Annotated in this window: 13 protein-coding genes; 7 read left to right on the top strand and 6 right to left on the bottom strand. The window is 63.9% G+C overall.

Annotated features, from left to right (window positions below; all coding sequences use genetic code 11):
* Positions 1–164 precede the first annotated feature (164 nt).
* From BLIN9172_RS12550 to BLIN9172_RS12525, 6 genes are all read left to right on the top strand, one after another.
* The gene (locus BLIN9172_RS12550; RefSeq protein WP_101555381.1) at positions 165–959 is read left to right on the top strand and encodes a Bax inhibitor-1/YccA family protein; all 795 of its coding nucleotides are present in this window, start codon (positions 165–167) and stop codon (positions 957–959) included.
* Between the two features lie 261 nt (positions 960–1,220).
* On the top strand, positions 1,221–1,547 hold the full coding sequence (locus BLIN9172_RS12545; RefSeq protein WP_101555380.1) for a hypothetical protein: 327 nt from the start codon (positions 1,221–1,223) through the stop codon (positions 1,545–1,547).
* 22 nt (positions 1,548–1,569) lie between these two features.
* Positions 1,570–3,147: a molybdopterin-dependent oxidoreductase gene (locus BLIN9172_RS12540; RefSeq protein ID WP_101555433.1), complete on the top strand. Its 1,578-nt coding sequence runs from the start codon at positions 1,570–1,572 to the stop codon at positions 3,145–3,147.
* Between the two features lie 163 nt (positions 3,148–3,310).
* Positions 3,311–3,517: a hypothetical protein gene (locus BLIN9172_RS12535; protein WP_101555432.1), complete on the top strand. Its 207-nt coding sequence runs from the start codon at positions 3,311–3,313 to the stop codon at positions 3,515–3,517.
* On the top strand, positions 3,514–5,064 hold the full coding sequence (locus BLIN9172_RS12530) for a sodium/proline symporter (RefSeq protein WP_101555379.1): 1,551 nt from the start codon (positions 3,514–3,516) through the stop codon (positions 5,062–5,064). Before BLIN9172_RS12535 ends, BLIN9172_RS12530 begins: the two co-directional genes overlap by 4 nt.
* On the top strand, positions 5,054–5,638 hold the full coding sequence (locus BLIN9172_RS12525) for a hypothetical protein (protein WP_101555378.1): 585 nt from the start codon (positions 5,054–5,056) through the stop codon (positions 5,636–5,638). Before BLIN9172_RS12530 ends, BLIN9172_RS12525 begins: the two co-directional genes overlap by 11 nt.
* Positions 5,639–5,666: 28 nt before the next feature.
* Here BLIN9172_RS12525 and BLIN9172_RS12520 read toward each other — a convergent pair whose 3' ends face one another.
* Entirely contained in the window at positions 5,667–6,089 is a 423-nt protein-coding gene (locus tag BLIN9172_RS12520) for a VOC family protein (RefSeq protein WP_101555377.1), read from the bottom strand.
* Between the two features lie 63 nt (positions 6,090–6,152).
* Between BLIN9172_RS12520 and BLIN9172_RS12515 the strand changes: the two genes are divergently transcribed.
* On the top strand, positions 6,153–7,031 hold the full coding sequence (locus BLIN9172_RS12515; protein ID WP_240812118.1) for a helix-turn-helix domain-containing protein: 879 nt from the start codon (positions 6,153–6,155) through the stop codon (positions 7,029–7,031).
* Positions 7,032–7,092: 61 nt separating this feature from the next.
* Here the strand turns inward: BLIN9172_RS12515 and iadA are convergent, their stop codons facing one another.
* From iadA to BLIN9172_RS12490, 5 genes are all read right to left on the bottom strand, one after another.
* A complete protein-coding gene (iadA, locus tag BLIN9172_RS12510; RefSeq protein WP_101555375.1) occupies positions 7,093–8,247 on the bottom strand; it encodes a beta-aspartyl-peptidase in 1,155 nt (384 codons plus the stop codon).
* Positions 8,248–8,314: 67 nt separating this feature from the next.
* Complete coding sequence (locus BLIN9172_RS12505) at positions 8,315–9,151, bottom strand: ABC transporter ATP-binding protein (RefSeq protein WP_240812119.1); 837 nt, start codon at positions 9,149–9,151, stop codon at positions 8,315–8,317.
* Complete coding sequence (locus BLIN9172_RS12500; protein ID WP_101555374.1) at positions 9,148–9,939, bottom strand: ABC transporter ATP-binding protein; 792 nt, start codon at positions 9,937–9,939, stop codon at positions 9,148–9,150. The genes BLIN9172_RS12505 and BLIN9172_RS12500 overlap by 4 nt, the downstream gene beginning before the upstream one ends.
* Positions 9,936–10,868 (bottom strand): ABC transporter permease, encoded by a 933-nt coding sequence (locus BLIN9172_RS12495; protein WP_101555373.1) that lies wholly within the window; start codon positions 10,866–10,868, stop codon positions 9,936–9,938. Before BLIN9172_RS12495 ends, BLIN9172_RS12500 begins: the two co-directional genes overlap by 4 nt.
* Positions 10,865–11,362, bottom strand: a complete 498-nt coding sequence (locus BLIN9172_RS12490) for an ABC transporter permease (RefSeq protein ID WP_240812120.1) — start codon at positions 11,360–11,362, stop codon at positions 10,865–10,867. Before BLIN9172_RS12490 ends, BLIN9172_RS12495 begins: the two co-directional genes overlap by 4 nt.
* Positions 11,363–11,461: the final 99 nt, after the last annotated feature.

Raw genomic sequence — 11,461 nt, 5'->3', positions numbered from 1 at the left:
CCCACCACAGCATCACGATCATGCAACGTCGGGCTCCGCAGGCTGGAATCCTCAGTTCCCGTCCAGACCGTCCGGTTAGACTGTGATCGTGAACGACTGATGCGCAGCTTCTCGGCTGTGCACATTCTGCTCAGATCGAAAGGATCTCGACCGTGAGTAACCCCATGATGAACCGGGCGATCAACCAAGGCGCCCAGGCCGGCCGCAACCAGCCGGTCATGTCCGATCAGGAACTCAACAACCTGTTCAACCAGCCGGCCGCCGAGAACCGCAACGCCGGACCCCAGGTCGCCGACCGCGCGATGACCTACGACGATGTGATGATGAAGACCGGAGTGCTCTTCGCCATCCTCCTCGCCGGAGCCGCCGTCGGCTGGTTCGTGCCGATGCTCGCCTTCCCGGCGATGCTCATCGCACTCGTGCTCGGCCTCGTCAACGCCTTCAAGAAGGAACCGAGCAAGGCCCTCATCATCGGCTATGCCGCGTTCGAAGGCGTCTTCCTCGGCGGCATCTCGTCCATGTTCGAGGCGGCGTTTCCCGGAATCGTCGTCCAGGCCGTGCTCGCCACGCTCTGCGTCTTCGGCGTCATGCTCGCCCTGTTCAAGTTCAAGGGTGTGCGCTACGGCTCGAAGATGATGAAGTTCATGATGATCGCTGTCGGCGGTTACGCGATCTTCTCGCTCATCAACTTCGGCATCGCCATGTTCACCGGCACCGGCGGCGCCCGCAGCGTCGAGGTCAACATCATGGGAATGACGTTCCCGCTCGGTGTCATCATCGGCATCGTCGCCACCGTGCTCGCCGCGATGACCCTGATCATGGACTTCCAGATGATCGAAGAGGGCGTCAAGCACAAGATCCCGGAGAAGTACTCCTGGATGTGCGCCTTCTCGCTCATGGTCACTCTCGTGTGGCTCTACATCGAGATCCTGCGCCTCATCTCCTACTTCAGAGACTGAGCGCAGCGCTGACCGCAGCTGCCAGGCCGGCTGCCGTCGATCGTTGAACGAAGGGCGGACCCCCGAGCGGGGGATCCGCCCTTCGTCATCTGCGCCGAGGCGGCCCTTCCCCGGCGCATGGCCGCGCGACAGTCCGGATTCCGGGGCCGAGACAACGGCCCGGAAGCCCTATCAGGAGACCATGACCGCCTGGGTGGGAGACACCTGAGCATCGGCTGATGTTCTGCCGCTGCACCGCTCGATGAGCACTATCATGAGTCCATGACCACAGCAGCGGCGGAACTCGAGACGGAGGTGCGTCGTCTGCGCATCCGGATCATCTCACTGACCACTGCCCAACTCGACGAGGCGGCCCCACCGGCAGCGAGCAGGCGTGCCGCCATTCGTGAGGCCCTGACCGAATTCTCGCAGGTCGGCTCCGAGGCCCGACCGGTGCCGGAGCTCGCCGATCAGAACCTGGCCGACCAGGTCGTCGTGCTCCTCGAACACGGTCTGCGTTCGGCTCGGACACTGCCCGAACCCGACCGTGAGAACCGCATCGACACCCTCACCGAGGCGGCCGTGCGGCTGCGTCGCACCCTGGCCTGAGAATGCGGACGGGGAAGGCATGATGGCGGGCTCCCGGCGCACGTGGCTGTCCGTGGTCACCGGGGTCGTCGCGACCCTCATCTACTTCGGCACCGCCGAACTCATCGCCCGCAGCCTGGACGTCGCATCAGCCCCGGCACTGCTCATCGGCCAAGCTCTCATCCCGCTGATGCCCACCGTGCTCATCAAGTCCGCGATCGCGGTCTTCGGCACTCACGACAAGCTCGCCCTCGTCATCACCATCGTCGCAGGAGGTGCCGGGTGCGGTGCGATCATCGGGTGGATCGGGGCCCGGCGTCGAAGTCTCGCGCTCGTGGTGCTCATCGGCTTCGGACTGCTGCCCGCCGTCGTCGGCGTCAGCTCCGGTGCCGGTCTTGCGGCCACCGGCCCGAGTCTCGGCGGAGCCGCCGCCGGGGCCGCAGCCTTCCTTGTCCTTCTCCACCTCGCGGGCACGGCGGATCACTCCTCGGCCGATACAGCGGCGGCGGGAGACGACCAGCAGAATCGAACTCCTGCCCGACCCGGGCGACGGGCCTTCTTCGGGCTGGCCGCGGGACTGAGCGCGGTCGGCATCGCCGCCGTCGCGGCCGGGCAGTCCGCGGCCACATTGGTACGCAGTGCGGCAGGCACGGTGACGAAACTCGTCCTGCCGCGGCCGGCCACCTCGGCGCCGGAGATCCCCGCGGGCGCGGAACTCGACGTGTCCGGACTGACTCCGCTGGTCACGGAGACCTCGGACTTCTACCGCATCGACACAGCGCTGTTCCCACCGTCGATCGACGCGGGAACGTGGATGCTGCGCGTCCACGGCATGGTCGAGAACGAGTTCACCATCACCATGGCCGAACTCCTCGACCTCCCTCTTCAGGAGCACTATGTGACCCTGACCTGCGTCTCGAATGAAGTCGGCGGCGACCTGGTGGGCAATGCGAAATGGTTGGGCTATCCGATCCGGGACCTTCTGGCCCGGGCGAAACCGCACACCGGCGCAGACATGGTGCTCTCAGGCTCCGATGACGGATTCACCGCCTCCACCCCGCTCGAAGTGCTCACCGACGATCGCGCGGCCCTGCTGGCCGTGGCAATGAACGGCCATGCCCTGCCCCGCGATCACGGATACCCGGCCCGGCTGGTCGTCCCGGGGCTCTGCGGGTACGTCTCGGCCACGAAATGGGTGACCGACCTCGAGGTCACCCGGTTCGCGGACAGGGAAGCGTATTGGACGACTCGCGGCTGGTCCACGCACGGACCCGTCTTGGTGGCCTCGCGTATCGATGTGCCTCGCCCCGGCGCCACCGTGGCACCCAAGAGCGGCGACCGGATCGTCACCGCAGGAATGGCCTGGGCGCAGCACACGGGCATCGCGAAGGTGCAGGTGCGCATCGACAACGGGGACTGGGCGGAAGCGGAACTCAGCGAGGAGCTCACCGCAGATACGTGGCGACAATGGCGATGCGAGCACACGGGACTGAGCTCCGGCACGCACACGGTCGCCGTGCGCGCGATCGACCAGGCAGGCAACGTGCAGACCTCGGAGCGCCGACCGCCTATTCCGGGTGCGGCGACGGGGCTTCACGAGCGCCAGTTCACCGTCGAGTGAGGCGGCACTGCGGAACGGACAGGCAGTACGGACCGACAGCCCGGTCATGCGGTTCGGGCGGTTCCCACCATGCGAACCCGGCGCGGCAGTCTCAGGCTTCTCGCGATAAGTTGTAAGCTCACTCACAGCATCAGTATCCCCGCATCACAACGAGGTGGTCTACGTGTTCGGTCTCCCGACGGCGACGGTCGTCATCATTGCCGGCATTCCTGCGATCTGGGTGATCTACACCCTCGTATTCGTCTTCTTCTCCCGCGGCTGGAGGGCCGAAGACGTGGCCGAGGACCAGAGCCTGGCGTCAAGCGCGAGCGGCACGGATGGACGAGACGGTGGGGCCGCCTCGGCGAAGGGGAACGGGGGAGCGGCATGAATATCGAAACCTGGTTCCTGCTCATCTACTTCGCCGCCATGGCCGGGATCGGTGTGTGGACGCTCAAGGTCGGCTCGAAGGGCAGCGAGGGCTATCTGCTCGGCGGACGCAGCCTGGGTGCTGCGGTCACTGCTCTGCGTCTGCAGTCATCGTCGATGTCCGGGTACATGTTCCTCGGTGCGGGTTCGTTGGCCTATACGAAGGGCTACTTCTCACTCTGGTACGCGATGGGCGACATCGGCGGCGGTGTCCTCAATCTCTCGATCCTCGGCCGGCGGATGCGCAAGCTCTCTCAGATCCTCGGGTCGCTGACGTCGATCGAATACCTCGAACATCGGTATCCGTCGAAGTGGATCCGCGTGATCGCCGCACCGGTCGCCGTGTTCTGCATCTTCTTCTATGTGATGAGTCAGTTCATCGCCGGCGGACGCGGGCTCGAGATGGTCACCGGCATCCCGTACGCGTGGGCGCTGCTCATCGCTGTCGGCGTCATCGTCTTCTACACCTTCCTCGGCGGCTACCTCGCCGTGGCCTACACCGACTTCGTGCAGGCGATCATCATGCTCATCGGCATGTTGTGGATCCTCATCGCCTGCCTGCAGGCGGTGGGCGGATGGACGGCCGGCAACGAGGCGGTCGGGCAGATCAACCCGAACCTGCTGACCATGTGGGGCCCGGACGGCATCGAATCCGTCCAATGGGGAGTCATCGTCGGTGCCGTCCTCGTCTTCTCCATCGGCTATATGGGTTGGCCGCACGTCAACGTCAGCCATATGGCGATGAAGCGGCCGTCGGTGGCCAGGCGCGCCAGCCTCTACGCCACCGGCTTCAATCTGCTGTTCATCCCTGCTCCCTACATCGTCGGCATCATGGCGCTCATCCTGCTGCCGACCTTGGACAACCCGGAGCTCGCAGTCTTCGCAGTCGCCGACACAGTGCTGCCGGACTTCGCCGTGGGCATCGTCATGGCCGGAATCATGGCTGCGATCATGTCCACCGCCGATGCTCTGCTGCTGCAGTCGGGCACGATCGCCAGCCAGGATCTGTTCCAACGCTTCGTCAAGAAGGACATGTCCGACCAGCAGTCCGTGTGGGTGTCGCGGTTCACTGTCCTCGTGCTCGCAGTCATCGGCTACCTCGTCGCCGTGAACGATCCTCCTGCCGTCGCCGAGGTGGTCATCTTCTCCACCACAGTGCTCGGTGCCGCGTTCGTTCCCGTCTACATCGCCGCCGCCTGGTGGAAGAAGGCGAACGTGCCCGGTGCGATCGCCTCGATGATCTTGGGTACCGTGTCGTCGGTCGTATGGCAGCTGACCGGACTCGTCGACGTCACCGGAGTCGACCCGATGGGAATCGGGATCGTCTGCTCGACGTTGGCTCTCATCCTCGTCTCTCTTGCCACCCAGCGTTCGCATCCGGTGCCTGCCCATGTCCTCAAAGCGATGAAGGAGACCGACAAGATCGGCGCGATCCCACCTTCCATGCTCACCGGCCAGAACGACTCCCTGGCCGGTCAGGTTCCGAAGGATGCCCGAGATGAGCGCTGAGACCGGAACCGGTCGCCCGGTCGGCCCGGATCTGCAGGTCGTGGAGCCGGTGCGGATGGATCCGCACGTCACCGCTGCCGAGGCGCTCGCTGTCTTCCAACGCAAACTCCCAGGCGCGCTCGCCGCGGTCCAAGCGGTCCATCATCCGTTCTGGTGGGCTGCCCTCGATGTGCGCACTCGCGGACTCTTCCGTCGGAGCGCATCCGGGCCGGGGCAGCGGATGGACGTGCTCGTCAACGCAGTGTCGGGGAGGGGCATGATCGCCGACTTCACCCCTCGCGGCGCCACGGCGGGATCATCGGAGTGGTCGAGTCTGATCGGCGGGCAGTCGGGACCGCTGCCGACTCGGGACGAGGCGGAGCGGACTGCGCGATCATTGGCGCGTGCGAAAGTCGTCAAGACGGTGAAGCTCGGAATGGGCATCGAGATCACTCCGGCGGGCGGTCTGCGCGGAGTGCTCAAGCCTAACTGGATCGTCTCCGGAGGAAATGCGAAGCATGAGGCGACGATCCTCGTCGATGGTCTCGATGGGTCTCACTACATCGTGCGGGTGGACAAGGTCGGACAGAGCTGAGAGCTCGGCTGTCGGGCTTGCGGGACTGCTATCCCCAGTTCTTCGCGTCCGAGATGCAGAACGGGTGACCGGCGGGATCGAGGAGAACGACCCAGGTCTCGCCCGGCTGCGGTTCGGCTCGGGTGGCGCCGAGTTCGACGCAGCGATCGGCCGCCGCCTGGATGTCGTCGGCGGCGAGGTCGAGGTGGAACTGCTTGTGTCCGTCGTCGGGCCAGCTCGGTCGCTGATAGTCCGGGATCGTGCCGATGCCCAGAGCATGGCTCGGGCCGGTGAGCATCGCATAGTTCTCGTCCGTATAGGCGATGGGCCAGCCGAGGACGGAAGAGTAGAACTCTCCGAGAACGGCAGCGTTCGGGGCGTCGAGGGTGACCATCGCCAAGGTGGCGACGGGGGCAGCGGTGGTGTCGTCGGCGGTGGTCGCGGCGGTGTCGGTCTTCTGTGTGTCAGTCATGTCTGACATTCTTGTGCCATGGACGATGAGGTCACTAGGAAAAATGCGTCACCGGGCAAAGACATGCCGCAACATTTCCTCGGCCGTGTGCTCAAGCCGGGGGAGATGCTCGAGCACGCGCGCTATTCGTCCGTGCGCGTTGTCTCCGAGCGTCTGCGTCCGTTCGTCAAACGCTATTGGGCTGTCGAGTGGGACCTGCCGGACGGTGAGAGCTACCAGACGGCGACTCTGTCCGAGCCGACCATCCATCTGACCTTCGAGTTCGGCAACAGCCGTCGGGCCCACGTCGACGGGCCGGGTGCGTGGGTGACCGGTCCGGTCACGAAGCGGCGCTTCGATGTGGGAATCTTCGGCCGTGGCGGAGTCTTCGGCGTGAACTTTCAGCCGGGCGCGACTCTGGCCTTCTCCGACGGGAAGCCGGCGAGCATCCGTGATTCGACGGTCCCGGCCGAGCAGTGGTTTCCGAGGTTGGAGTCCGACCTCGGACTGGCCGAGATGTTTGCTCAGTCGCAGCAGCCGTCACAGAACGCCGGGATGCCGGAGCTGGGCGAATTGGCTGCGTCGGTGGAGAGTTGGCTGCTGTCCTGGAGACCGCAGATGACCTCGTCGTTCGAGCGATTGAAGCGGGTTCTCGACATCCTTGACGACCCCGAGGTCGTGAGTCTGAAGATCCTCGCGGAGAGAACCGATATCAGTGAGCGCACTCTGCAGCGCATGTTCGCCAACTTCTGCGGGGTCGGAGTGAAGAAGGTTCTGGCTCGAGCACGTGTCATCGATGCGGTCGGTGCGATCGATCGCGGTTGGGACGGGACTCTGGCCGACCTCGGTGCGCAATTCGGATGGTTCGATCAATCGCACTTCAGCACGGACTTCGTGCGCGTCACCGGCTTCAGCCCCGCCGAGTACGCACAGCGGAAATCCGCGCGGGTCACTCGAAACTGAAGTCGGACGTGAGCATAGTACGGCCCACGTGCAGTCAGCGCTGGCAGCGGTGAGATTCGGTTCAGCGCGGTGACTGGTCGAAGGTGCTTCTGATCAGCTGTTCGCCGTTGCTGATGGTCTGACGGCCCAGCGCAAACCCGTGCTGGATAGCGTGTCCCTCGTCGACGAACAGCAGATCGGCATCGCAGCCTGCACGGATGCGTCCCTTGCGCGGAAGCTTCAGGGCATCGGCGGTGTTGGCGGTGACGAACGAGAGGACCTGTGACAGAGACAGGCCGCTGTCATCAGCACATGCCCACACCTGCTCGAACAGAGTCGACTGGTCGGCCACCTGCAGTTCCGTCAGGCGTCCCTGTACATCGAATTTCGGCAGGCTTCCGTTGGCGTCCGATGACAGGGTAAGCCGATCGAGACTGCCGCCGAATTCGACGTACTTCTGCATTGCCTGGGCAGTGGATGCTCCGGCCGTCATGTCGACATAGGCTCCTTTGGCTGCGAGGCCGACCGCCTCGGCGATGAGTTCGACATCTCGGGTGATGTGGGTGGCATACACGGCGGGCGGAGCGATCGGATAGTCGTCGAGGAGGCGGTGAAGCGGCGCGAGGCGGGTCGAATGCGATCCGACATGGAAGTGAGTGACGCCGGCTTTTCCGCTGAGCAGTCCGCCGACATGGCATTGGCTGACGATGTCGGCGAGTTGCTCGATCGTCGGTTGGAACGACCGCCGTTCGGAGATGGCGATCTCTCCGGCTCCGATCACTTTGTCGAAGAGGACGATGTCGTCGGCGACGGAACCGGTGATGGTTCGTGCGGGAAGCTGGTAGCTGCCGGTGTAGACGAACGTCGTGATCCCCTCTTCTTCGAGGCCGCGAGCCTTGGCGATGAGGCCGCTGTGCGATCGGGTGATGGAATCGGTGCCGAGGCATCCGACGACGGTGGTCACGCCTGCGCTGATGATGTCGGCGACGTCGATCTCGGGTGTGCGAGTCGCATACCCGCCTTCGCCGCCGCCTCCGGTGATGTGCACATGGGGGTCGATGAAGCCGGGCACGGCGGTCAGCCCGGTGGCGTCAATGACTGCCGAACCCGGCAGCTGCGCGACGGTCCGGCTGTCCACCTCGCCGAGATGGGCGATGAGCGAGCCCTCCACGAGGATGTCGCAGACCCCGAGCGGTTCGGGTGCGAAGATCTCCGCCCCGCGGATCAGAATGACCATGGCTTATCCGTCCTTTCGACGCCGTTTCGCGTCCGGTCTCGGCCCAGTCTCGGATCGGCCAGGTCGGTCAGTTGCCGCCGGGGATGATTCCCTTACCATCGACCTTGGGGATGGCGGCCAGCAGCTTCTTCGTGTACGGGTGCTGCGGTTCATTCCAGATCTGGTCGGTCGGAGCGACTTCGACGATGCGGCCGGCTTCCATCACTGCGACCCTGTCAGCGATGTCGCGGACAACCGAGAGATCGTGGCTGATGAAGATCATCGAGGCACCGGAGTTGATGGCGAGGTCTCGCATCATTCGAGCGATCCGTGCCTGGAGGAACGCATCGAGTGACGCAATGGGTTCATCCCCGACGAGCACTTTCGGACCTGCGGCCAGAGCACGAGCGATTGCGATGCGCTGCCTCTGTCCGCCGGAGAACGAATGCGAGTAGCGCTGTGCTGAGTCGGACGGCAAGTCGACGGCTTCCAGCAGCGATTCGACGCTCCACGTGCCGTGAGGATTGAGCGCCAGCGCATCGTCGAGCTGGTCACGGATACGCCTGCGAGGATTGAGAGACGCGTAAGGATTCTGGAAGACCATCTGAATGCCGAGCAGTTCCTTCGCTCTCTTCTTCAGACCTAGTGCTCTGACCGGTGTGCCGTCGAAGGTGATGGAGCCGCTCGCAGGTTTTTCCAATCCGCAGATGAGTTTGGCCAGTGTCGACTTTCCGCAGCCGGATTCGCCGACGAGTCCGAGCACTTCCGATCGACCCAGTTCCAAAGACACTCCGTTGACTGCCCGGAAGCGACCTCCGCCGTCGAGTTTGTATTCGCACGCAACGGAATCGAGTGACAACAGAGGCGCATCTGCTGCGGAGGAGCGACCGGCGGTGGCGGTTGGAGCTTGGTCGATCGATGTCACGGGGAGACCTCCGCACCTGGCAGGGATTCGATGAGAGAGCGCGTGTACTCGTGTCTGGGCGCGGTGATGATGGCCTCCCGTTCGCCGGTTTCGACGACGACGCCGTTCTTCATTACGACGATGGTGTCCGCGACCGAGGACAGCACCCCGAAATCGTGGGTGACCAGGAGCACAGCGAGGTCGAGGTCGTCGCAGAGTTCACGCAGTAGTCGGAGGATGCCTGCCTGAACGGTGACATCGAGTGCTGTAGTCGGTTCGTCGGCGATGAGGACCTTCGGGTCGCAGATGATCGCTGAGGCGAAAGCAATACGCTGCAGCTGTCCGCCGGAGAACTGGTGGGGGTATTTCTTCACCGCTTCTTCCGGGTGCGGAACTCTGGTTCGGCCGAGGATCGCGATGGCTTTGGCCAGGGCAGCTCTCTTCGATACCTTCTGGTGATGTCGAAGGTGATCGGTGATCTGGTCGCCGACGGTGAGCATGGGATGGAATGCTGAGGCCGGATCCTGGAAGACCATCGACAGCTGCACTCCGCGCAGGCGATTGTGCTGTTTGGCAGGCATTCCCACCAGTTCGACTCCATCGAAGTCGATGCTTCCGCTCAGCTCCGCGCCCGTGGGTGAGAGCCCCATGATCGCCAAGCCGGTCTGGGTCTTGCCGGACCCAGATGCACCCGCGACTCCGGTGATGCGACCTGCTTCGAGGTCGAAAGAGACATTATTGAGGATATGAGTGGTTTTCTTCCCCGTGGTGACCAACAGATTGAGGTCCCTGATGCTGATCATGCTCATGAGGTCGTCTCACCGACTTCCTGGGAGGTATGCGGGTCGAGAGTATCGCGCAGACTGTCGCCGATGAAGTTGAATGCCATGACAATGGTGAGGATGCAGAGTCCGGGGAAGAACGCGATCCACCAGGCCGCGAACTGAGAGACTCCTTCGCTGATCATTGCGCCCCAATCCGGCGTCGGCGGAACGGCGCCGAGAGACAGGAACGACAGACCCGCCATTGTGAGAATGGCCGAACCGACGTCGAGAGTGGCGAGCACGACAACGGGGGATAGGACGTTCGGGGCGATTTCACGGGCCAGTGATCGGCCCGCGCTGAATCCGAGCAGCCGTCCGGCGATGACGTATTCGCTGCTGCGTGCGGTCATCACCAGAGACCTGGTGACACGGGCGTAGGACGGCCATGAGACGAGCAGAATCGCGATGATCGCGTTCTTCAGTCCTGGTCCGAGGGCGGCTGCGATGACCATGGCGAGGATGATTGTGGGGAAGGCGAACACCAGATCGGCGATGCGCATGATGATCTCGTCGACGGCTCGACCGAAGTACCCGGCGATGGCGCCCAGCACCGAGCCGAGCAATGCCGAACAGATGACGACGAACACCGCGGCAGGCAGTGTGGTCCGGGCGGCTACGAGGAGTCGGGAGAGTACGTCCCGGCCCAGTGCGTCGGTGCCGAGCAGATTCTCACCGTTGGGAGCAGACAGCCTTGAGAAGTTCTGCGCCAAAGGGTCGAATGGGGCCAGGAGTGGTGCGAAGATCGCCACGATCAGCCAGATTACGAGGATCCCTGCGCCCACGAAACCCAGTGGAGTGCGCAGGGCCTTAGGGAAGCGGATCTGCCACCTCTTCAGCCCGGGTTCGACGGGATCACGACGGGCCGCCTCGGTGACGGGGGCATTGGCGGGCTGCTTCGGGGTGCCGATGCTCATCTCACCCTCACTCTCGGATCCACGAAGCCGTAGATCAGGTCGACGATGAAATTCACGAGGATGTAGACGATACCGATGACCAGGCCCACACCCATGATGACGGGCAGGTCCAGTGTGGTTGCCCCACGGTAGGCATACTGGCCGAGTCCGTTCCAGGCGAAGACGGTCTCAGTCAGCACCGCACCGGAGAGCAGGGAGCCGAACGCCAGGCCGACGACGGTGATGATCGGGACCAGAGCTCCGCGGAAGATGTACTTGAAGACCACTGTGCGTGCCGGCAGACCTTTAGCCTTGGCCGCGTTGACATAGTCGAGTCTGATGATGTCGAGGACGCTCGAGCGGCTGAATCGAGTGAGCAGACCGACGGTGAAGAGAGCGAGAACGCATGATGGCAGAACGAGGTGGCCGAGGGCGTTGGAGAATGTCGCCATCTGACCGGCCAGCAGAGAATCGACAGTGTAGAGGCCGCGCCCTGTCAAGCTGTTTGGAGTCACTCACGCTGCTAGCGTGTCTATCTCTCGATGGTTGATCCCGACGACCTCGGCTGGTGCCGGGGTCGTCGGTGGTTTCGCGAACCGTTCCGGATGCTGCGC

It is taken from the genome of Brevibacterium linens ATCC 9172 (assembly GCF_900169165.1).
In the GTDB taxonomy this organism is placed as follows: Bacteria; Actinomycetota; Actinomycetes; order Actinomycetales; family Brevibacteriaceae; genus Brevibacterium; species Brevibacterium linens.
The sequence above is the reverse complement of the archived record's forward strand: the minus strand, read 5'-3'. Positions and strand labels throughout refer to the sequence as shown.

Bases quoted from the DNA above. Each gene is read 5' to 3' on its own strand.
- BLIN9172_RS12515 (WP_240812118.1), top strand. From the start codon at position 6,153: ATGCCGCAACATTTCCTCGGCCGTGTGCTCAAGCCGGGGGAGATGCTC.
- BLIN9172_RS12525 (WP_101555378.1), top strand. From the start codon at position 5,054: ATGAGCGCTGAGACCGGAACCGGTCGCCCGGTCGGCCCGGATCTGCAG.
- BLIN9172_RS12520 (WP_101555377.1), bottom strand. From the start codon at position 6,089: ATGACTGACACACAGAAGACCGACACCGCCGCGACCACCGCCGACGAC.
- BLIN9172_RS12495 (WP_101555373.1), bottom strand. From the start codon at position 10,868: ATGAGCATCGGCACCCCGAAGCAGCCCGCCAATGCCCCCGTCACCGAG.
- iadA (WP_101555375.1), bottom strand. From the start codon at position 8,247: ATGGTCATTCTGATCCGCGGGGCGGAGATCTTCGCACCCGAACCGCTC.
- BLIN9172_RS12550 (WP_101555381.1), top strand. From the start codon at position 165: ATGATGAACCGGGCGATCAACCAAGGCGCCCAGGCCGGCCGCAACCAG.
- BLIN9172_RS12545 (WP_101555380.1), top strand. From the start codon at position 1,221: ATGACCACAGCAGCGGCGGAACTCGAGACGGAGGTGCGTCGTCTGCGC.
- BLIN9172_RS12540 (WP_101555433.1), top strand. From the start codon at position 1,570: ATGGCGGGCTCCCGGCGCACGTGGCTGTCCGTGGTCACCGGGGTCGTC.
- BLIN9172_RS12530 (WP_101555379.1), top strand. From the start codon at position 3,514: ATGAATATCGAAACCTGGTTCCTGCTCATCTACTTCGCCGCCATGGCC.
- BLIN9172_RS12500 (WP_101555374.1), bottom strand. From the start codon at position 9,939: ATGAGCATGATCAGCATCAGGGACCTCAATCTGTTGGTCACCACGGGG.